Source organism: Paenibacillus nanchangensis (assembly GCF_046543445.1).
Lineage (GTDB): Bacteria > Bacillota > Bacilli > Paenibacillales > Paenibacillaceae > Paenibacillus_AQ > Paenibacillus_AQ nanchangensis.
In genome coordinates, this window is record NZ_JBHOFD010000012.1 from 126449 (window position 1) to 145365 (window position 18917).

The window sequence follows — 18917 nt, forward strand, 5'->3', positions numbered from 1 at the left end:
CTCAAGGAGCTAGAGAGGGCTTCGGCGCATGTGGTGTGGTGCTGGGGTTAACGGGCGCAAGACCGCGGATGGCATTTATCCCCGCTTCCTACGCTGTCCGCTTAGATACAGCAGCATGTAGAGCAATACGACGCCGCCGATTGTCAAGTAGGCGAGTTTCAGGCCCATCGCGCCGGTAAGGGTGCCGCCCAGCAGCGGCCCGAGCAGCATGCCGACGGAGTAGGCAGTATTGTAGATGGCGAAGGTAACGCCATACGTGGCCTGGCCGCTTTCGTCGGTCAGATCGGCCAATGCGGGCAGCGAGGGGGCGAGCACGACGCCCATGGCGATGCCGAGCAGCGCCAGCGCCGCGGCCTGCAGCCACACGCTGCCCGGAAGGGCGGCAAGCGGCAGACAGATGGCAACTGCCGCCAGCCCGGCGGCAATCGCCCGGCGGTAGCCGAATTTGCCGGACAGCTTGCCGATCAGCGGAGTAGCCAGGCCGTAAGCAAGCGTCGGCACCGCAAACAGCAGACCGATCGTGCCCGGCTGGGCCCCGAGATGTTCCTGCAGGTGCAGCGGGAGAGTTGGCTCAAGGACGCTGGGAATCCCTGCCCCGATGACGACAACTCCGGCAAGCAGCAGAAGGCTGCGGCTCCGGAGCATCCGGAAGGGGGAAAGCAGACCGCCGTCTGCTTTGGGCTCGGGCAGGTCCTTGAGCAGAACGACGCGGAGCACGCCGTCCAGCATGGCCAGGCCTGCGGCAACGAAGAACGGAAGCCGGTAATCTCCAAGCTGGTACAGCCAGCCGCCGGCTACCGGTCCAAGCAGCATGCCTGCCGCTTGGCCGGAAAGCGCCATTCCCATGGCGCGGCCCCGGTCCGCGGAAGGGTATACGTCGGCGATAATTGCAAGGCCCGACGTCCAGGTGATGGCAGCTGCAAGGCCCTGCAGCGAACGGGCGGCCACCAGCATCGGAAAGTTATCGGCAAAAGCAAACAGCAGCGTTGCGGCGGCAAGTCCGAGCAGTCCCCACAGCATGGGCCCCCGGCGGCCGATCCGGTCGGACAGTGCGCCAAAAATCGGTGTGGCGATAAACAGAACGACGGCATAGCTTGCGAACAGCAGGCCGATTTCCGTCTGGTTAGCCCCGAGCTGTTCCGCGAATCGGGGAAGAATCGGCACAACGAGACCATAAATCAACATATCCAAAAAGATGGCCAAACCCACGACGAGCAGCGCGGATTTTTGTTTGGCAGGCGATACAGAGTTCATAGGGGTACTCCTCTCCACTAACTATACGTTTAATACTAAAATTATAGTATTAATAATGTAGTAAGATTAGCATGCGAAATTGCGTTTGTAAAGCGGCCTATTTCGGGCTGGTTTTGAGCAAAGGACAGAATTCGGCTATAATAAGGCGAATCATAGAGTTTTTTCTCTTTAATACTGAAATTTTAGGATAGGGGAAGTGAACAATGACCGTTGTCATGGTGCTTGGCGTTCTGCTGACGTTTGGAGCAATGTCGGGGTACGAAATCCAGCAGAAAATGCAGTCGGCCCAGACGGATATTTGGGCGTTTGTGCAGCCGGCCTCGATTTATCATGCCCTCAGGAAGCTGGAGAAGGACGGATATGTTGCGCTCCAGACGCTGGAACAGACCGGTAACCGGACGAAAGCGATCTATGAGGTCACCGAAAAAGGACGTATGGAATTCAGCCGGCTTCTGGTTGAGGCGTTCCAGAAATCGCCGGTGGTGTTTCCGGCGCCGCTGTACACGCTGCTTACTTTTGTGGATCAAGTGCCAGGTCCCAAGCTGGAGCAGGCGCTGAATGACCAAATGAAGGAAATCCGGGCGATTCATGATCTGATGGTGGAGGGACAGAAGGCGAAAAAGGAATACCTGCAGGAAATTCCGCGCAGCGTGGAGCTCATCTTCCAAAACATTTACGATCAATGCGAATTGCAGCTAAAATTTCTGGAGCAGTTGAAGCGGGAGCTGTTCGAGCAGCGTACACAACGGGCTAACCCGGAGGGTAGCTGACCAGATAGCGATTTTGAAAAAAAAAAGCGGAGCGGGTTTATTCCCGTTCCGCTTTTTTGCGGGCCCGATGGCGGCGCACCTTCATCAGGTTGCCGCAGGCTTTGTCATCGCAATACCGCTTGGAGCGGTTGCGCGTATCGTCATAATATACCCAGAGGCAGTCCGGGTTGTCGCAGACCCGAAAACGCGACGGTTCTTTCAGCAGAGCCTCCGCAAAGGATGCGGCAATCTCGGCCATGACTTGAGCCCAGCTCTGTTCGGCCGGCTGCAGAACAAGCGACAGGGTTCCGTCTTCCGACGTTTCGAGCGTACGAGTCACCGCGCCTTTTGCCATATAGACGTTAAGGCCGGCCGTCACCAAGGGATCAAGCGGGTGTCCGCCGGCAAGCTGCCGAACCGTGTCAAACAAGCGGCTGCGCAGTTCCTGAAGCTTGCGAAGCTCCTGTTCGTTTGGAGGGAGCGGCGCTTCAAGGCGGTGCCGGCGCAGCCAGGCTGCTATCCATTCGGGGTCTTCCAAGCGGTCCCGGTCGCCGCTTCGGTCGCTTGTCCGCCAATTGCGCCAGTAGCTGTTGATAAAATCATCCCAGAGCATCTGATCTTCTTCCTTTCTGCTTTTATTGTAACAATTAAAACTCCGTTTAGCCAGTTACTTGATTTGCTGCGGCGAATATGCTAAATTTCAAATGTAACGTTCTAAATAAAGAAATGGTAGTTACAATGCGCGGACAAACTCATTCAGATGGAGGCGTACCTATGGAAAACAAAATTAGTGAAGTGCTGCTGCAAAACTGGGATTATGTGATGGACACGGAGGACTGGGCTCCGCCGCTTGCAGACGCGTTGAACGGCGTCACACGCGAGCAGGCGCTTTGGAAACCGGAAGGCCAGGCGGCTAACTCGATTTGGGAGACGGTCAATCATTTGACGTATTACAAAGAGCGGCTGCTTCAGAAGCTGAAAGGGCTGCCGCAGACGAATCATGCGGACAATAACGACGGTACGTTTACGGTGGCCGAATCCGGCGAAGGGGCTTGGGAGCAGGCCGTACAGCGGCTCAAGGACGCTCATGCGGGGCTGCGGGAGATTATTGAGGCACTGGGGGAAGGGGCTTATGACTGGGGCGGTTCGGGACACGCGCCGGGCGAGGAAGTGATGAGCCTGATTTTGCACGATGCTTACCATACCGGACAAATCGTCCTGATCCGGAAGCTGCAGGGTTCTTGGCCGTCTACCCGGAGATTCAGTTAAGCCAGGGCCGCTCTCGCTAACCAGATCTTCTTTTCGCTAACCAGATCTGCTCTTGATTCGTTTAGGTAAAATCCGTCCTTGTTTAACCTCTTTGGGGCCAGGGTAATGATGCGTAAGCCCGACACGGCAGAACTTGGCTAAACGCCCGAAAGGAGAGATCAATGATGGATCCGCATTACAAGGACAGCAGTGTGGAAGTGGAGCACAGGGAGGTACAGAAGAAATCGGATTCCAGTCTGGTCGCTTCCACGCTGATCAAGTACTTGGCCTATATCATTATTTTCTTCGGTCTGCTGTATTTCCTGGTCCGCTATGTATTCCCGATGTTCTAAGGAATGTCTCCCTTATATCGCTAACGACTGCCGCCTTGGCTTGCCCGGGGCGGTTTTTGCTGTTTAAAGTGGAATAGTCTAGGGTTTATCCTAACAAAAAACGGATTCCCAGCCGGGAACCCAACGTTTACTCTCCTGTATAGCTACAGCCAATCCTGCTTGCGGACGTCCGCGGAACCCCGGTAATAGAACCAGCATTCGTTTAGGAGCTTGATCTGACGCCGGTCTTTTCGGCTGTAGGCTTTCATGAGCTGTTGACAGAGCCACTGCGGCAAGAGAACCCCTCCTCTGACTTGGTATTCATGTAATGTCAGCATATGGGCGAGTGGGGCGGCAGGTGCCTGGCTACTGGCAAAAAAAAGACCCGGGCTTATGGCCCGGATCAAAGTCGGCATACGGTTAGTCTCGGTCTCTTGAAAAAAAACAATTTCCGGCTGCGCCTCCAGAACCCGGTTAAGCCTGGGTCCGTTCGGCTTCTTCTTCATACCACTGCTCCAGCTGCGCCTGCAGCGCACGAATTTCGGTCAGCAGCGAAATCAGCGGATATTCCCGTTCGTTGATCGAAGCAAAAGCCTGTTCCAGCCGGTTGATATAAGACAGCCCGGTCTCCAGCGTGTCCTGCTCCCGGAGCAGCTCGAGCGATTCGCATTCCGCCACCGCGGCCGGAAGGGCCGGCACATTGTCGGCCGTCAGCTTGTCGATCTCCTTGTTCAGCCGCAGATTCAGCGCGCTCAGCTGGTACGCATATTCCTCCGGCAGTTCCACGAACTGCAGCTCCCGTTCCTGCTGCAAAATAACATAACGCATACGTTGCATAAATACGATTCCCCTTCCGAGCTTGTCTTCTCTTCTTGACAGTGTATCGTATGGGCAAGTTACAATTCAAGAGAGAAAATTAGGCCTTGAAAGGACAGGGAAGCAGACCATGGAGCAAATGAGCAACGAAGAACTTCAGCAGTGGGTCGAGCAGGTGTCGCGGGACAGCTTTGGACTGCCTTTTCGGCATCAGGCCGTGTTTAACGGCCGATTATCCACTACCGGCGGACGATATTTTATGAAAAGCCACAATATAGAAATTAATCCGCGCCAGCTGGAAACCTTCGGCAGGGAAGAAACGGAGCGGATCATCAAACACGAGCTGTGCCATTATCATCTGCATCTAACGGGCGGCGGGTACCGGCACCGGGATGCCGACTTCAAACGTTTGCTGGCTCAGGTTGGCGGAAGCCGCTACTGCCAGACGCTGCCCGGCGCCAAGCGGCGCGCGCCGCTTCCTTACCGGTACAAGCTGGTCTGCACCGCCTGCCGGACCGAGTATTTACGCAAACGCAAGCTGGACCCCAGCCGCTACCGGTGCGGTAAATGTGCGGGCCGGCTGAAGCTGCTGACGATACCGGATGCCGGCGTGCGTTAGCAGAGATTGGGCATACTTGCCAAAAAACCAGGAAACCCCCTATAATTGAACAACTGAGCTTCCGCATATATAGAGAGGGGAAGAGCAAGAAAGCGGAAGACGGACGAGGAACGAGCCCAACCGGCGTAATCGGCTGCTATGGCCGGTAACGTATTTTTACCTGCTAATTTAAAGGGTGGGTGGCGGCGGGGCGCTCGATTTTGTTCTGCATCCGTCATGATTAAGGAGTGTTGAGAATGGCAATGGACAGCAAGAAATGGTCGCTGCCGATCATCTGCGTCAATATGTTTGTCGCACTGCTCGGGGTGGGCATTATTATTCCGGTGCTGCCGGATATGATGGAGCATTTTCATGTGGGCGGAACGACGGCGGGTTATTTGACCGCGGCGTTTGGCATCACGCAGTTTTTCTTTTCCCCGCTTGGGGGGAGCTGGGCCGACCGCTTCGGGCGGAAGCCGCTTATTTTGTCGGGGTTGTGCCTGCATGCGCTGTCCCATTTGATGATTGCGCTGGCGGACGGATTGTGGCTGCTGTATGTTTCCCGGTTTTTGGGCGGCATTGGTCTCGGACTGATGATCCCGGCGATTATGGCTTATGTCGCTGACATCACCGGCATTGAGAACCGAGGTAAAGGAATGGGTTATCTCAGTGCGGCGATGAGTCTGGGGATCGCGGTTGGACCGGGCATCGGCGGGTTTTTGGCCGAGGGCGGATACCGGGCGCCGTTTTATGCGGCTGCGGCGGTTACGGCTGTCGCCGTGCTTGTTACTTTGTTCATTCTGCCGGAGAGCCTGCAGTCGAAGAACAGAGGGGCGGCGGTCAAACAGGACAATCTGTGGAAGCAGCTGTCGGGATCGCTGCGGTCGGCGTATTTTATTCCGCTGTTCCTGGTGTTTATTATGACCTTCGGTTTGATGAACTACGAGACGGTGTTCCCGCTGTTTGCGGCGCACGGCTACGGTTTCTCAGCCAAAGAAATTTCCGTATTGATCACCAGCGGCGCGATTATCGGCGTCATTACCCAGTCCTGGCTCATCGGCAAGCTGCTGATCCGCTTCGGCGAGCGGAAACTGATCAATGCCACGCTGCTGCTGGCGGCGCTGTCGATGGCGGCCCTGCTGCTTTCCGGCAACTTCTGGTACATCTTGATCGTCTCGATGCTGTTCTTCTCGTTTACGTCGCTGATGCGGCCGGCGCTGAATACCATGCTGTCCAAAATGGCAAGCGAAAAAGACCAGGGTTTTGTCGCCGGACTGAACAATACGTATGCGAGCCTCGGGAATATTTTTGGCCCAATGCTGGCCGGCATGCTCTATGATGTGCACATTAATGTGCCGTATTCGTTTGGGGCGGTGGCGCTTGTCGCTGCGCTGCTCATCTCACTGAGCTGGAAGGCCAAAGGCAGACGCCCGGTGAAACAGGGAGCGTAGGATAATCCGGGCCGTTCCGGCTGCCAGGTGCGGACGCAAACTGCCCTTCAGAGCGGAGGCGGCCAGACTGTCAGGTGCGGGAAGCGGCCAGCCGGAGAATGATCGTATGAATACCTCGGATAAAGGAGCGGTCTGTGGAGGAAACTCTGCACCGCTCTTTTTTTGTATAAAGAAACGCCCCGGCATGTTCCAGCTTTAGCCTATCTCAGGAGTGAACACGGTTAATGGCGAGGAGTTATTTGATTTGTCCGATTGCCAGACTTAGCTTGTAATTGCCGAAGGCCAGCAGCTCATCCAGAAAACCAGTCAGTTCAGTCTGATCCCCGGCGCGTACCCGCATCCAGTAGCAGCCTTCGCCGCTAACCCGGTGCGTCTCCGCGACCAGGCGGTGGCCCCGCGCAAACTCCTGGAAGGACGAGTGGACGGACGCCGAATTTAAAAAGATGGTTACAAAAGCGTGCACAGCGAGCCCCGTTTTCTCCGGATTCCAGCGGATTGTGTAGCCTTCAATCAGCCCGGCGTCCTGCATCCGCCGGATGCGGGCGCCGACCGCCTGCCCCGTCATATGTACCTTTTCTCCAATTTCTTTATGCGTGCGGGTGGCGTCTTCCAGCAGACACTGGAGGATCCGGTGATCCGTTTCATCAAGCGATATGGCGTTCATCGTCCGTTTCCTTTCATTTTGAATGATTTTGGCGGAAATGCCTTTCAGCGGGCCCTGTACCGCTCCTCAATCCGCATACTACAATTGTAGCAGATCGCCGATAGGCAGCAGAAGGAGGAAAACGGGATGAAAATCCAGCTTATACGCCACGCGTCGTTGTGGCTGAAATACAGGGGACATACGTATTTGGTCGACCCCATGCTTGGTGGAAAAGGAGGGCAGCCGCCTATTCCGAATACGGCCAACGAACATCGTAACCCACTTGTGGAGCTTCCCGCGCCGGCAAATTCCTGGGCGCAGCCGGATGCTGTGCTAGTTACGCATCTGCACCCCGATCACTGGGATGTGTCTGCAGCGGAGCTGCTGTCCAAGGAGCTGCCCGTGTTTAGCCAAAAAGAAGACGAAGGCGTATTTGCCGCGGCGGGCTTCTTGCATGTTACCCCGGTGGCGGAGCAAGCCGCTTTTGGCAACACCACCATTACCCGGACTGGAGGCCAGCATGGAACGGGGGAGATCGGCCGCCAGATGGGGCCTGTGTCCGGTTTTGTGCTGGAGGCGGACGAAGAGCCGTCCGTGTATATCGCCGGGGATACGATTTGGTGTGAGGAAGTCAAAGCGGCGCTGGACCGGCATCGTCCGCAATTTACCGTCGTGAATGCGGGAGGGGCAAGATTCCGGGTTGGGGACGCCATCACCATGGACGGGGAAATGGTGGCTGAACTGTGCCGGTATGCGCCTTACACCACGGTAATTGCGGTCCATATGGATGCGATCAATCACTGTTTCGTCACGCGTGAACTTCTGCGTGAATATCTCCGTGCAGAAGGATTGGAAGACCGGGTGATCATTCCGGAAGATGGTGAGTGGGTATAAATTGCCGCCTTTGGCGGCTTTCTTTTTATACTGGGTGGAAACGGTAACAAAACCATAACACTTTGCTTGACTTCACCGCGAAATCGTGATAAATTATTTCTTGTTCACAGCGTTCCCTGATAGCTCAGTTGGTAGAGCACTCGACTGTTAATCGAGTTGTCACAGGTTCGAGTCCTGTTCGGGGAGCCATTATCTTGGAGAGATACCCAAGTGGCTATAAGGGGACCCTCTGCTAAGGGGTTAGACTGCGTAAGCGGTGCGAGGGTTCGAATCCCTCTCTCTCCGTTCCGAATTTTTTATGTGATGTTTGAAGATAAGAGCTCCTGAGGAGCTCTTTTTTTGCGTTTATCAGTAACTGCGTCCCCGATAAATCTCTGCTACTCTCCTGTCTATATTTTTTTATCCCCTCCCCCAAAAAAACTGATGTTTCCAAATGGAATGAGAGAAATGTTATAGCGGGTGTCCTGTTTTGCTATGCAGTAAATGCAAATGAGGAGTCCGTGGTTAGATGAAAAGGCCGTAACCTACGTAATCCTAGTCAAACCTATGTTAGTCTATGTTACATTCGGACTATATTATTACTTGTATAAAGTTCATGTTACTTTAATTAACACATATATTTGAAAAATGTATGTAATACAGTACAAATATAGTGACTGAAAAATGAAGCTGTGTTACTATAAGTAACATTAAATGGATATAAGGGTGAGAAAGGGGATTATGGATGATGATGGAAAGAGGAGGTGGCGGCGATGGAGTACTTTATTCAGCAGCTGATTAACGGGATATCCGTCGGCAGCATTTATGCGCTGATCGCGCTGGGGTACACCATGGTTTACGGTATCATTAAGCTCATTAATTTTGCCCACGGCGATGTGTTTATGGTCGGCTCCTTTATCGGCCTGTTCAGCGCGAGGTACCTCGGAGCCGCCGGACTGCCGCCAGTGCTCGTGCTGGTGCTGTCGCTGCTGATCTCGATGACGGTCAGCGCGCTGCTCGGGATGTCGATCGAACGCCTGGCTTACAAGCCGCTGCGCAGAGCTTCGCGTATCGCGGTGCTGATTACGGCCATTGGCGTTTCCTTTTTACTCGAATACACCGGTGTGCTTGTGTTTGGCCCCCAGGCCAAAGGGTTTCCGGAAATTCTCGACAAGGCGCAGTACACGCTTTTTGGAACGGTTCAGGTGGATTCCAACCAGATTTTAATCCTCGGCACCACCGTCGTTCTGATGATTCTCCTCCAATACATCGTTCACCGCACCAAAATCGGCAAAGCCATGCGCGCCGTATCCTTCGATATGGAAGCGGCACGGCTGATGGGCATTAACGTGGACCGCACGATTTCAGCCACCTTTGCCATCGGCTCGGGTCTCGCGGCGGCAGCCGGCGTCATTTTCGGAATGACGTACAACTCCGTTGACCCGATGATGGGTGTACTGCCCGGACTCAAGGCGTTTGTAGCAGCCGTTCTCGGCGGCATCGGCAGCATTCCCGGGGCGCTCGTCGGCGGCCTGCTGCTGGGTACGGTGGAAACGGAAATTTCCTCACTCGGTTACTCTTCCTGGCGTGACGGCGTAGCGTTTGCCGTGCTGATTCTCATCCTGATCTTCAGACCTTCCGGACTGTTCGGCAAAAATGTCCGGGAAAAAGTGTAGGAGGACACTGAGATGAAGAAAATCAACAAACGGTTCTGGTCCGGAGTCCTTGCCTCGCTTGGCTTATATGCGCTTATTCAAATATTGCTGTCGGCGGGTGTCCTGGACGACGTCGCCGAATCAACGCTGGTTCTGGTCTGCATCAACATCATGCTGGCGGTTTCGCTGAATTTGATTAACGGCATCACCGGTCAGTTCTCCATCGGGCATGCCGGCTTCATGTCGGTTGGCGCCTATGTCTCGGCCGTTCTTACTCTTGAGTTCAATCTGCCTTTTATCGTTTCGCTCCTGGCCGCCGGCGCAGCCGCCGCCTTGTTTGGGCTGCTGATCGGCATCCCGACACTTCGGCTGAACGGCGACTATCTGGCCATCGCTACGCTGGGCTTCGGTGAAATTATCCGTATTGTGCTGCTTAACACGGAGTATGTAGGAGGTGCCTCGGGCCTCAGCGGCATTCCGAACCAGACGACCTGGACGATCATGTTTCTTTTTACACTGGTGACGATTCTGGTGATCAACAATTTTATCGTCTCAACACACGGCAGAGCCTGCATTGCCATCCGTGAAAATGAAATCGCAGCTGAAGCGATGGGAATCAATACGACGCTTTATAAGGTAATCGCTTTTGCTTTGGGTGCCCTGTTTGCGGGGATTGCCGGCGGACTGTCGGCGCACAAATTTTATGTCATCAACCCAGGCAGCTTTAACTTTCTTAAATCGTTTGAAATTCTTGTCATGGTGGTGCTCGGCGGCCTTGGCAGTACGCTGGGCTCGATCATTGGGGCTGTCGTGCTGACGCTGCTGTTCACTTATCTCCAGGATTATCCGGAAGTAAGGATGATTATTTATTCCGCCATGCTGATTGTAATGATGATCTTCCGGCCAAAAGGACTGCTCGGCGGGCTGCCGCTGACCTTAGGCCGGAAATCCGCCAAGTCCGGGAAGGAGGGGGAGACAAGTGACGGCATCAGCGCAAGCACCAGCACTACTTCTTGAGGTTACACACGCCAGCCGCTCCTTCGGAGGTTTGAAGGCGCTCAGCGAAGTATCGCTTCATATCGCCAAAGGCGAGCTGATCGGACTGATCGGACCAAACGGAGCGGGAAAAACCACCTTGTTCAACCTGCTGACCGGCGTTTATCCGCCGTCAAGCGGAACGATCCGGCTTGGAGGAGAATCCGTCGGCGGGATGAAGCCGTACCGCATCAACCGCAAGGGAGCGGCCCGCACCTTCCAGAACATCCGGCTGTTTACAGCCATGACCGTGCTGGACAACGTCAAAATCGCGTTTCATCAGCACGCAAAGCATTCGGCGGTCAGCTCCATGTTCCGTCTGCCCAAGCACTTTCGCGAGGAAGCCGATATTACGCGGCGGGCGATGGAGATGCTTGATATTTTCAGCCTAAAGGATCAGGCAGCAGAGCTGGCCGGGAATTTAAGCTACGGCAATCAGCGGCGTTTGGAGATCGCCAGGGCGCTGGCTGCCGGACCGAAGCTGCTGCTGCTCGATGAGCCCGCGGCGGGCATGAATCCGAATGAAACACGGGATCTCATGAACCTGATTGCCTGGATCCGTAAGCAGTTTGATCTGACAATTCTTCTGATCGAGCATGACATGTCCCTCGTAATGGGCGTGTGCGACCGGATTTATGTGCTGGACCGGGGGACGCTGATTGCCGACGGAACACCCGAAGTGATCCGCAGCCATCCCAAAGTTATTGAGGCTTATCTGGGACAGGAGGGTTGAGCCATGTTGAGCGTGCAGGGGATCAATGTGTATTACGGTGCAATTCATGCCTTAAAAGACCTGAGCATTCACGTGCGGCAGGGGGAAATCGTAACGCTGATCGGAGCCAACGGTGCGGGGAAATCAACGCTGCTTAAGACGCTGTCAGGCCTGCTGAAGCCGAAGACCGGGACAGTCGAGTTTCTCGGACAGCCGATCACCAATCAAAGTGTGCAGGCGATCGTCAAGCAGGGGCTGATTCACTGTCCGGAGGGCCGGAGAGTATTCGCCAACATGTCGGTCGAAGAAAATCTGGAGTTGGGCGCTTATCTGCAGACAGGCGGAACGTTGGCCGAGGATTTCGAGAAGGTCTACACCACTTTTCCCAGGCTGCGGGAGCGAAAAAAACAGCAGGCCGGAACGCTGTCCGGCGGCGAACAGCAGATGCTGGCCATGGGCCGGGCGCTGATGGGGCATCCCAAGCTGCTGCTGCTCGACGAGCCGTCGATGGGGCTGGCGCCGCTCCTGGTGCAGGATATTTTTCGGATCATCCAGGAAGTGAACGCGGCGGGGACGACGGTGCTGCTCGTTGAACAAAACGCTCACCAGGCGCTTAAAATCGCTCACCGGGCATACGTGCTGGAGACCGGCAGAGTGGTGCTGGAGGGAGACGCCAGCGAGCTGGCCGATTCGGAGGAAATCCGGATGGCTTATCTCGGCGGACATTAAGCCCGGGCCCGGGGGAAGCGGGATCCGGCTGAAGGAGGCTTCACAGAATCAACATATAGATTACATTTTGTGTATAGGAGGCTGGAAGAGGATGAAGAAAATCGGGGCCATACTCATGATTGGCGTGCTGACGGCGGTGCTGGCGGCAGGCTGCGGGAGCAACACGGACAGCAGCGCAGCGGACAGTACCGCAAATGGCGGAGATACCGGGGGAACGATCAAAATCGGCGCAAATCTGGAGCTGACGGGAGGCCAGGCTTCTTTTGGCGACTCTGCGCTCAAGGGCGCCAAGCTGGCAGTGCAGGAAATCAACGCTGCGGGAGGTGTGCTTGGCAAAAAGCTGGAACTGGTCGAAGCGGATAATGCCTCCAAGTCGGAGGAAGCGACACGTGCTGCCCAGAAGCTGATTACGACTGACAAAGTGGTCGCCATTATTGGCGCGACAACTTCCACCAACACGCTGGGAATTGTTCCGGTTGCGCAGGAAAAAGGCATCCCGGTTGTCAGCTCCTCCGCAACCAATCCGAAAGTAACAGTCGATGAGCGCACGGGCAAGGTGAACGAATGGGTGTTCAGAGCCTCCTTTATCGATCCTTTTCAAGGCCAGGTGATGGCGAACTTTGCCAAGGACTCACTGAAGGCCAAGACAGCCGTCATTTATACCGATACTTCCAGCGACTATTCAAAGGGCCTGCAGACCTTTTTCGAAGAGACGTTCACCAAAAACGGCGGCACCATCCTCGGCAAGGAGTCGTATCAGCAAAAGGACTCCGACTTCAAAGCCGTCTTGACCCGGATTAAAGAAGCGAATCCCGATGTGATTTATCTGCCGGGTTATTATGAAGAAGTGGGCAAAATTTTGAAGCAGGCGCGCGAAATGGGCATTACCGCTCCCTTTATGGGCGGCGACGGATGGGATTCCCCGCAGCTGGCGGAAATCGCGGGAGCCAAGGCGCTGGAGAATACGTATATGTCCAATCACTATTCACCGGAGGATACGGCGCCGGAAGTCAAGTCGTTTGTTGATGCGTTTAAGGCGGCGAACGGCGATCTTGTCCCGGACGGCATGGCCGCGCTTGGATATGATGCGGTGAAGCTGGTGGCCGATGCGCTCAAACGGGCCGACTCTACCGAACCGGCCAAACTAAAAGACGCGCTGGCAGGTACCAAGGATCTGCAGCTGGCAACGGGCAAAATCTCGATGAACGAATCGCATGACCCGGTCAAAGCGGCTGCCGTGCTTAAATTTGTGGACGGCAAGCAGGTGTTTGAAACAAAGGTGAATCCGTAACAGCGGAAACAACACTAACAGTAATCACAACAGTAACAGCGGCACAACAGTAAAAGCAACACAAAAGTCACAACCATCTCCGCGGTTACAGCGGCTACAGCAGCTACAGCGGCTAAAAGCCCAGCCGGGATTTCCATACTTTATGCGCGGATGAAGACGGCCCGCCGCAGCTTGCGGGGGCCGTTTTGCCCGGCATCTATCGGCATCTATAAAGGAAGTAAATTACACGAAATTATTTTTTTGAAATAGATCTTGCCAAGGTTAGAGGTATTTGATATACTCATTTTTGTTGTCACGCAAATTTGGTGTGAACAGTAAGGCCCGTTGGTCAAGGGGTTAAGACACCTCCCTTTCACGGAGGTAACAGGGGTTCGAATCCCCTACGGGTCACCATATGCGGTAGTGGTGGAATGGCAGACACGCTATCTTGAGGGGGTAGTGGGCTTACGCCCGTGGAGGTTCGAGTCCTCTCTACCGCATACAGCCAGATAAGTCCGGTTCAGCGGCCGCATATGCGGCGCCGAACCGGACTTTTTGCGATTTGGAGCGGATGGATCAGGTGATGTACGTAAAGCGGACAGTCCGGTCAGCTCTCCGGCAAATGCGGGAGGCAGGTATCGGAATCGTCAGGAAGCTGAAGCGCCGAGGCATATTCCGGATACAGTTTGCGTATGCAGTCGGGACAAATATCGTGCGTAAATTCAGCCTGAAGGGTCTTCCGGATGAAGCTCTCAATCGGCATCCAGCGGTCCCGGAGATCACGGATTTTGCTGCAAGAGGCGCAGATCGGGACATAGCGGGAAGCGGGAACAAGCTCGCTGTCAGGATGCGCATGCTGGAGGCGTAATTTTGGGGCAAGGAAGACGGACTGGTGATAAATCACAATAGAACGGTATCGTCCCGGAGCAAGAAGCGGGAACAGCTCCACGCGAAAGCTGCGGATTCCCTGAGCGGTCATTCCCGGGAAAACATCGCTGTATACCAAGCAGCCGCCTGACTGAATTTCCTGCAGCGCACGGCGAAGTCTGCCGATTCTCCGGCAGTCACCCGTAATTTCCTGCATCAGGTCGAGATAATTGCAGCCAATTCGGACCGGACGGACGGGAATACCGCGGCCGTGTGCCCAAGAGATCCAGGAATCGCTCATTGTCTGGATGCGTCCTCCGTTATCGATGAGCAGGGCGCGTTCCGGCAGAGCATCCATACATTGCTGCGCAGAATGAGACGAAAAGTTTGACATAGGATCCTCCTTGACACTTGCGGGATGGAAGACTAAGATGAAGCCATCTGCCGTCTTTTGGAATCGGAGCCAGAATCAGCGGGTTCGTCGGGCGGCTGTGCATGCAGGCCCAACAGCTCATCGATTTGACGGCGGTACCGCTCGGCTTTGCGGGTGCCGTGTATAAGATTGGACAGACGGTAGGGCGGAATTCCGTGCATCTCGCAGAACTGCTTCTGGTCGAGGCGAAGCTCCGCCAGCCGGGTTTTGATTGCCCAGCCGTAGGGAGTTACAGGCCGCTTTCTGTTCATGTCGCACCTCTTATCGGCGTTTCGGCAGGTATGGTATAATGGAACAAATCATAATAATAGTTAATGATATACTTTTTTACGTCATTTTACAAGTGATTATAACGCATTTGCGTGTTATTTTTTGGTCAAAGGCGGTTTTGGGCGATGCAGTCAATTTATGATCGGATTGAATACCTGATCCACAATAAAGGAATGACCAAGAAATCGTTCTGCGAGCAGCTTGGAATCAGCACCGGGAACCTGGGCGATTGGAAACGCGGCAAGTCCACGCCGGGAACGCATAAATTGATTGAGATCGGGGCTTTCTTCAACGTCAGTCTGGACTGGCTGATTTTGGGCAAAAACCCGCCGGCAATTGTGCGTGAAGAGGCGGGCGATTATTTTTTTGACGATAAACGGCAACCGGATTGCCACTTACGGCGTTTGACGGCGGAGGAGCAGACCTTCATTAAGGAGTATCTTGCTTTTACTGAATACCGGAGGGGCCTGGAGAGTGGGGAGAACCCCGAAGAACCGGGGACGCTGAAACAATCGGACAATCTGGAACACGCGGAAGACCCGGATAACGTGGAAGAACAAGAGAACCCTGAAAGCGCGGAAGCCTTGGAAGATACGGAAACTCCGGAAGGCGGAAGCCATTAAAAGCAGGGAAGCCTTGGGGGATGCGGTTCAAACCCGGATACCACGGGAGACCAGCACCCAGAATCTGACACCTAAAACCGCTTTACTTTTTATTATTCGATATGTATAATAAGAAATGTTCGTTTCGAACAGAGCAATACACCGCGCGGTAGTGGTGGAATGGCAGACACGCTATCTTGAGGGGGTAGTGGGCGTACGCCCGTGGAGGTTCGAGTCCTCTCTACCGCATAACATTTAAAAAGCAAAAGAACCTTGATGATTCAAGGTTCTTTTGCTTTTTAGTTTTTATTACTTAGGGATGAAGTGCTGTATCCTCACATCCCTGAAAATCGCGGTACCTCCCTGGGAAAACAGAGTGATTCCCGTATCATTCGCTTCCGGAAATACGACATTGGAATAAACGACGGCCCCGTCATCAATAAAGACCTCGATGCTTGTCTTATCTACGAATATCTTCAGGTGAACTTTCTTTTTGCTCACTTCAAAGGGAGCCCTGCTTTCCAGGTATTGTCCGCTCTTGTCCGGTTGTCCTGTATAAGCTCTATTTACATAAGTGTATCCGCCGGTAATGAACACTCCCACATCTACATGACGGGTTGTATCCTGCGATTCCCGAACCCTTATTCCTGCATTCTTAAGCTCAGACCATGACAAATCGGCATCCAGCTGGTACGAATCACCGGTTACAGGAAGGGTATGTGTGCCGTTAACTATGATTTGATTAAAATAGTCCGTGGCCTGCGATAATTGCTCCAAGGCTTCAATAGGCTGTGAAACCAAACGATAGTTACCGTTGTTACCCTGCTGAAGCATTATCCGGCGGACAACGGAGTCCATACCATTAAAACCCTCCCGCAGTGTCGGTGTTTCATGGGCATAATCCCAATTGTTCATCCAGGCCAAAGCATATCGGTGATCGTACTTATCGCTGCTGTTCCCGTCCTCAAAGGTTACTGCTCCATACCAATCGAATCCATAGTCAAGCCACTGCGGCTCCCTGTAATCTGCATTAAATTCCTTCCCGTTGAAGCCGCCTGTCCAGTAAGCATAGGTATTGGGTTTACCGGCCGCTTTGCCATTTGCGCTAACGCCAAGTATCCATTTATAGGTGCCGTCATTTGCTCTCATAGGATAGAGGTCGGGGCATTCCACAAGTCCTATATTTTCCGTCATAAAACCGCCGGTGTATTTCCAATCCTTTAAGTTGGAAGACTCATAGAACCCTACTTTTGTTCCTTCTGCCATGCTCATAACCCATTTATGAGATTCAGGATTCCAAATGACCTTTGGATCTCTAAAATCGGCTGTACCCGGATTTGGGAGTACCGGCTTATCGCTGTAAGATTTGAACGTTGTTCCCTTATCCGTGCTGTACCATAAGTATTGTTCCTGCTTTCCCCCATCCGCAGAGGGCTGTGTAACAATCGCTATAAGAGCGTTTTTTCCAAACCCGGCTGTGTTGTTCCCGTCCATAACCACCGAGCCTGACCACGGGTCTCCGTTCGGGTTCGTATATTTTGGAATGGCGACTCCTTCATCCTTCCAGTGTACCAAATCCGTTGAAGTCGCATGCCGCCACTCCGTTCCGCTTCCCTGTGGATAATCACGATTGTAGAGATAGTAATAATGATATTTTCCATCCAGGAAGATTGGCCGCTGCGGGTCGTTTTTCCAATGGTCCAGAACCGTAAAATGATAGTTGGCCCGATAAGTTTGCTGATCTTCCTGGGGGGCGGGTGATAAGGAGCTGTGTAGGATAAGAATCAAACTGCCTATACATAGAATAAGGACGATTAGCTGTGGGCGAAATCTTCTGGTCGTGTTCATGAATACCCCGCTGTCTATTAAAAAGAGAAAATGCCGCATCGGCATCTTCTCTTTTATAATTATTCAAAAATAGTTAATCCTACTCGATCGTAATTTGTCCTTGTTCAAGGATGCTGTCTTTGACGACCGAAGTTTTGGACCCTTTAATGTTCAGCAGGAAGCTCGGTGCAAAAGTAGATTGATGATCTGCGAAATAGCCTCTGTTTGTCATGTAGCTGGTAACGACGACATTATCGCCTTTCACCTGCGGAGTGGCAAAGTGAGCATAGGTCCAGGTAACGTCATAAGGGTTAAGATCCTGATGCAGTACAAGGCCTGTTTTGTTCAAAGGCTTATAGGGTCCGGTTAAAGAATCAGCTACATAACCAAGCATGTATATGTCTTCTTTATCGATTCCTTCAATGAACATCTTGGCACCTCTTGTGCTGGTGAACAAGTACCACTTGCCGTCTTTTTGAAATACGTTAGCCCGCTCAATTTCATCCGTGACCAGATTAGACGCGAGCAGCGGCTTCATTACTTGCTTCAGAGTAAAGTCATCATTAATCTCTATGATACCCAGCGCACCGTTAGCGATGGACATGAACTTCTTGTCAGGGCTTTGCAGCAATTTCTGTTTCTCGGCTTCGAAGAAGACGTTGCTTCCGCCATAGAAAGCTTTATTGAAGAAGGAATTTTCACCCTGGTAGCCCGTTTCTGTTCCGGTGTTGGCTTCAAAGATAAGGTACTTGCGGCCGTTATCTTCCACATAGTGAGGATCTCTTAGTGTGTGGTTATCGGAATAGTCACCGGCACCGAATGCCTGATTAACCGTCTGATAGTTTATACCGTCGCCGTCAAAGATGGATTTGAGGTCTTCCACGCCGTCGATTTTAAGTGTGCCGGCTTCCGGCTGAGATATATTGATTTGAGCTGTTGTCAGGGTTTGTTTGCCGAAGAATCCCTGCTCAGGCGCCCAAGGATGACGGTTGGTATAGAACAATCGAACTTCCCCGTCAGAGGTTAACGTTGCCGAACCTGACCATTCTTCCGATTGGTTATTCAGGATGGAATCGTTTGGACCTAATTTGTCAGTATCTTTAAATACTCTGCCGGCATTTTTCCAGCTCTCAATGGTGTTGTCGCCAGCTTTTTTGTAGAACAAATAAATGAAAGTGTCGGATCCCCTCTTCGGGTCGCCCGCCAAACCAAACACAATGTTATATCCCTTATAGTTTGCCACGGTTCCATCTGCGTTTTGCAGCGGCCAGGTGTCCCATACGTCCATATTAATCTTGTTGCCATTTTCATCGTATTTTACTGCTGCAGGAATGTTCTTGATTGTTGAAGCGTCGAATTGCGGGACTTTAAATTGTTCGCTGGTCTGTTGCTCAGGTAATTTCAGCATGTCTGCGCGTGTAATGTGGGAGAAGCCGTAGCTTTCCTTGTAGTCCGTGCTTTGTTTTGCAAAGGCGGAAGCGCCGCCGCCTACCAGCAAAGCTGTTGCAAAGGTTGCTGCTGTTGCCTGTCTCACAAACGTTTTGATATTCATA

Annotated in this window: 21 protein-coding genes and 5 tRNA genes; 17 read left to right on the forward strand and 9 right to left on the reverse strand. The window is 53.2% G+C overall.

The features are described 5' to 3' along the window. Positions 1-75 precede the first annotated feature (75 nt). Positions 76-1254, reverse strand: coding sequence for an MFS transporter (locus ACE6ED_RS11555; protein WP_410827267.1), 1179 nt, complete (start codon positions 1252-1254; stop codon positions 76-78). 203 nt (positions 1255-1457) lie between these two features. Between ACE6ED_RS11555 and ACE6ED_RS11560 the strand changes: the two genes are divergently transcribed. Next, on the forward strand, positions 1458-2024 hold the full coding sequence (locus ACE6ED_RS11560) for a PadR family transcriptional regulator (protein ID WP_410827268.1): 567 nt from the start codon (positions 1458-1460) through the stop codon (positions 2022-2024). A gap of 37 nt (positions 2025-2061) precedes the next feature. On the opposite strand, the gene ACE6ED_RS11565 is transcribed toward ACE6ED_RS11560, so the two are convergent. After that, positions 2062-2616 (reverse strand): CGNR zinc finger domain-containing protein, encoded by a 555-nt coding sequence (locus tag ACE6ED_RS11565; protein WP_410827269.1) that lies wholly within the window; start codon positions 2614-2616, stop codon positions 2062-2064. A gap of 161 nt (positions 2617-2777) precedes the next feature. Here ACE6ED_RS11565 and ACE6ED_RS11570 point away from each other — a divergent pair, with 161 nt between their 5' ends. Both ACE6ED_RS11570 and ACE6ED_RS11575 read left to right on the forward strand, forming a co-directional pair. Further along, on the forward strand, positions 2778-3272 hold the full coding sequence (locus ACE6ED_RS11570; RefSeq protein WP_410827270.1) for a DinB family protein: 495 nt from the start codon (positions 2778-2780) through the stop codon (positions 3270-3272). A gap of 161 nt (positions 3273-3433) precedes the next feature. Then, on the forward strand, positions 3434-3604 hold the full coding sequence (locus tag ACE6ED_RS11575; protein ID WP_410827351.1) for a hypothetical protein: 171 nt from the start codon (positions 3434-3436) through the stop codon (positions 3602-3604). A gap of 143 nt (positions 3605-3747) precedes the next feature. Here the strand turns inward: ACE6ED_RS11575 and cmpA are convergent, their stop codons facing one another. Together cmpA and ACE6ED_RS11585 are read right to left on the reverse strand one after the other, a co-directional pair. Further along, positions 3748-3879, reverse strand: a complete 132-nt coding sequence (gene cmpA / locus ACE6ED_RS11580) for a cortex morphogenetic protein CmpA (protein WP_410827271.1) — start codon at positions 3877-3879, stop codon at positions 3748-3750. A gap of 178 nt (positions 3880-4057) precedes the next feature. Next, positions 4058-4420: a hydrolase/acyltransferase gene (locus ACE6ED_RS11585; protein ID WP_410827272.1), complete on the reverse strand. Its 363-nt coding sequence runs from the start codon at positions 4418-4420 to the stop codon at positions 4058-4060. A 118-nt stretch (positions 4421-4538) separates the two neighbouring features. On the opposite strand from ACE6ED_RS11585, the gene ACE6ED_RS11590 reads away from it, so the two are divergent. Further along, positions 4539-5018 carry a SprT family protein gene (locus ACE6ED_RS11590; protein WP_410827346.1) on the forward strand — a complete coding sequence of 160 codons (480 nt, stop codon included), beginning with the start codon at positions 4539-4541 and terminating at the stop codon, positions 5016-5018. Positions 5019-5254: 236 nt separating this feature from the next. Next, positions 5255-6448 carry an MFS transporter gene (locus ACE6ED_RS11595; RefSeq protein WP_410827273.1) on the forward strand — a complete coding sequence of 398 codons (1194 nt, stop codon included), beginning with the start codon at positions 5255-5257 and terminating at the stop codon, positions 6446-6448. A 235-nt stretch (positions 6449-6683) separates the two neighbouring features. Here ACE6ED_RS11595 and ACE6ED_RS11600 read toward each other — a convergent pair whose 3' ends face one another. Further along, entirely contained in the window at positions 6684-7112 is a 429-nt protein-coding gene (locus tag ACE6ED_RS11600) for an Lrp/AsnC family transcriptional regulator (protein WP_410827274.1), read from the reverse strand. A 126-nt stretch (positions 7113-7238) separates the two neighbouring features. Between ACE6ED_RS11600 and ACE6ED_RS11605 the strand changes: the two genes are divergently transcribed. From ACE6ED_RS11605 to ACE6ED_RS11650, 10 genes are all read left to right on the forward strand, one after another. Further along, positions 7239-7985 (forward strand): MBL fold metallo-hydrolase, encoded by a 747-nt coding sequence (locus ACE6ED_RS11605; RefSeq protein WP_410827275.1) that lies wholly within the window; start codon positions 7239-7241, stop codon positions 7983-7985. A gap of 113 nt (positions 7986-8098) precedes the next feature. Then, a tRNA-Asn gene (locus ACE6ED_RS11610) sits at positions 8099-8174 on the forward strand. A gap of 7 nt (positions 8175-8181) precedes the next feature. Next, positions 8182-8270 (forward strand) — tRNA-Ser (locus ACE6ED_RS11615). Between the two features lie 467 nt (positions 8271-8737). Beyond that, positions 8738-9640: a branched-chain amino acid ABC transporter permease gene (locus ACE6ED_RS11620; protein WP_410827276.1), complete on the forward strand. Its 903-nt coding sequence runs from the start codon at positions 8738-8740 to the stop codon at positions 9638-9640. 12 nt (positions 9641-9652) lie between these two features. Next, positions 9653-10636: a branched-chain amino acid ABC transporter permease gene (locus ACE6ED_RS11625; RefSeq protein ID WP_410827277.1), complete on the forward strand. Its 984-nt coding sequence runs from the start codon at positions 9653-9655 to the stop codon at positions 10634-10636. After that, positions 10599-11387, forward strand: coding sequence for an ABC transporter ATP-binding protein (locus ACE6ED_RS11630; protein ID WP_410827278.1), 789 nt, complete (start codon positions 10599-10601; stop codon positions 11385-11387). The genes ACE6ED_RS11625 and ACE6ED_RS11630 overlap by 38 nt, the downstream gene beginning before the upstream one ends. A gap of 3 nt (positions 11388-11390) precedes the next feature. Next, positions 11391-12095, forward strand: a complete 705-nt coding sequence (locus ACE6ED_RS11635; protein WP_410827279.1) for an ABC transporter ATP-binding protein — start codon at positions 11391-11393, stop codon at positions 12093-12095. 91 nt (positions 12096-12186) lie between these two features. After that, positions 12187-13386 (forward strand): ABC transporter substrate-binding protein, encoded by a 1200-nt coding sequence (locus ACE6ED_RS11640; RefSeq protein ID WP_410827280.1) that lies wholly within the window; start codon positions 12187-12189, stop codon positions 13384-13386. Positions 13387-13704: 318 nt separating this feature from the next. Further along, positions 13705-13779: transfer RNA gene (locus ACE6ED_RS11645), tRNA-Glu, on the forward strand. Positions 13780-13782: 3 nt separating this feature from the next. Further along, positions 13783-13865 (forward strand) — tRNA-Leu (locus tag ACE6ED_RS11650). Between the two features lie 107 nt (positions 13866-13972). On the opposite strand, the gene ACE6ED_RS11655 is transcribed toward ACE6ED_RS11650, so the two are convergent. Further along, a complete protein-coding gene (locus ACE6ED_RS11655; protein WP_410827281.1) occupies positions 13973-14626 on the reverse strand; it encodes a hypothetical protein in 654 nt (217 codons plus the stop codon). A gap of 32 nt (positions 14627-14658) precedes the next feature. Next, complete coding sequence (locus ACE6ED_RS11660; protein WP_410827282.1) at positions 14659-14916, reverse strand: XRE family transcriptional regulator; 258 nt, start codon at positions 14914-14916, stop codon at positions 14659-14661. A gap of 144 nt (positions 14917-15060) precedes the next feature. Here ACE6ED_RS11660 and ACE6ED_RS11665 point away from each other — a divergent pair, with 144 nt between their 5' ends. Both ACE6ED_RS11665 and ACE6ED_RS11670 read left to right on the forward strand, forming a co-directional pair. Beyond that, entirely contained in the window at positions 15061-15558 is a 498-nt protein-coding gene (locus ACE6ED_RS11665) for a helix-turn-helix domain-containing protein (RefSeq protein WP_410827283.1), read from the forward strand. Between the two features lie 145 nt (positions 15559-15703). Further along, positions 15704-15786, forward strand: a tRNA-Leu gene (locus ACE6ED_RS11670). Between the two features lie 60 nt (positions 15787-15846). Here ACE6ED_RS11670 and ACE6ED_RS11675 read toward each other — a convergent pair. Together ACE6ED_RS11675 and ACE6ED_RS11680 are read right to left on the reverse strand one after the other, a co-directional pair. Continuing rightward, positions 15847-17385 (reverse strand): glycoside hydrolase family 32 protein, encoded by a 1539-nt coding sequence (locus ACE6ED_RS11675; protein ID WP_410827284.1) that lies wholly within the window; start codon positions 17383-17385, stop codon positions 15847-15849. 79 nt (positions 17386-17464) lie between these two features. Beyond that, entirely contained in the window at positions 17465-18916 is a 1452-nt protein-coding gene (locus ACE6ED_RS11680) for a glycoside hydrolase family 68 protein (RefSeq protein WP_410827285.1), read from the reverse strand. Position 18917: the final 1 nt, after the last annotated feature.

What these genes read in the sequence shown, in the direction of transcription:
- ACE6ED_RS11555 (WP_410827267.1), bottom strand. Translation starts at nt 1,254, where the DNA reads ATGAACTCTGTATCGCCTGCCAAACAAAAATCCGCGCTGCTCGTCGTG.
- ACE6ED_RS11560 (WP_410827268.1), top strand. Translation starts at nt 1,458, where the DNA reads ATGACCGTTGTCATGGTGCTTGGCGTTCTGCTGACGTTTGGAGCAATG.
- ACE6ED_RS11565 (WP_410827269.1), bottom strand. Translation starts at nt 2,616, where the DNA reads ATGCTCTGGGATGATTTTATCAACAGCTACTGGCGCAATTGGCGGACA.
- ACE6ED_RS11570 (WP_410827270.1), top strand. Translation starts at nt 2,778, where the DNA reads ATGGAAAACAAAATTAGTGAAGTGCTGCTGCAAAACTGGGATTATGTG.
- ACE6ED_RS11575 (WP_410827351.1), top strand. Translation starts at nt 3,434, where the DNA reads ATGATGGATCCGCATTACAAGGACAGCAGTGTGGAAGTGGAGCACAGG.
- ACE6ED_RS11585 (WP_410827272.1), bottom strand. Translation starts at nt 4,420, where the DNA reads ATGCAACGTATGCGTTATGTTATTTTGCAGCAGGAACGGGAGCTGCAG.
- ACE6ED_RS11590 (WP_410827346.1), top strand. Translation starts at nt 4,539, where the DNA reads ATGAGCAACGAAGAACTTCAGCAGTGGGTCGAGCAGGTGTCGCGGGAC.
- ACE6ED_RS11595 (WP_410827273.1), top strand. Translation starts at nt 5,255, where the DNA reads ATGGCAATGGACAGCAAGAAATGGTCGCTGCCGATCATCTGCGTCAAT.
- ACE6ED_RS11600 (WP_410827274.1), bottom strand. Translation starts at nt 7,112, where the DNA reads ATGAACGCCATATCGCTTGATGAAACGGATCACCGGATCCTCCAGTGT.
- ACE6ED_RS11605 (WP_410827275.1), top strand. Translation starts at nt 7,239, where the DNA reads ATGAAAATCCAGCTTATACGCCACGCGTCGTTGTGGCTGAAATACAGG.
- ACE6ED_RS11620 (WP_410827276.1), top strand. Translation starts at nt 8,738, where the DNA reads ATGGAGTACTTTATTCAGCAGCTGATTAACGGGATATCCGTCGGCAGC.
- ACE6ED_RS11625 (WP_410827277.1), top strand. Translation starts at nt 9,653, where the DNA reads ATGAAGAAAATCAACAAACGGTTCTGGTCCGGAGTCCTTGCCTCGCTT.
- ACE6ED_RS11635 (WP_410827279.1), top strand. Translation starts at nt 11,391, where the DNA reads ATGTTGAGCGTGCAGGGGATCAATGTGTATTACGGTGCAATTCATGCC.
- ACE6ED_RS11640 (WP_410827280.1), top strand. Translation starts at nt 12,187, where the DNA reads ATGAAGAAAATCGGGGCCATACTCATGATTGGCGTGCTGACGGCGGTG.
- ACE6ED_RS11655 (WP_410827281.1), bottom strand. Translation starts at nt 14,626, where the DNA reads ATGTCAAACTTTTCGTCTCATTCTGCGCAGCAATGTATGGATGCTCTG.
- ACE6ED_RS11660 (WP_410827282.1), bottom strand. Translation starts at nt 14,916, where the DNA reads ATGAACAGAAAGCGGCCTGTAACTCCCTACGGCTGGGCAATCAAAACC.
- ACE6ED_RS11665 (WP_410827283.1), top strand. Translation starts at nt 15,061, where the DNA reads ATGCAGTCAATTTATGATCGGATTGAATACCTGATCCACAATAAAGGA.
- ACE6ED_RS11675 (WP_410827284.1), bottom strand. Translation starts at nt 17,385, where the DNA reads ATGAACACGACCAGAAGATTTCGCCCACAGCTAATCGTCCTTATTCTA.
- ACE6ED_RS11680 (WP_410827285.1), bottom strand. Translation starts at nt 18,916, where the DNA reads ATGAATATCAAAACGTTTGTGAGACAGGCAACAGCAGCAACCTTTGCA.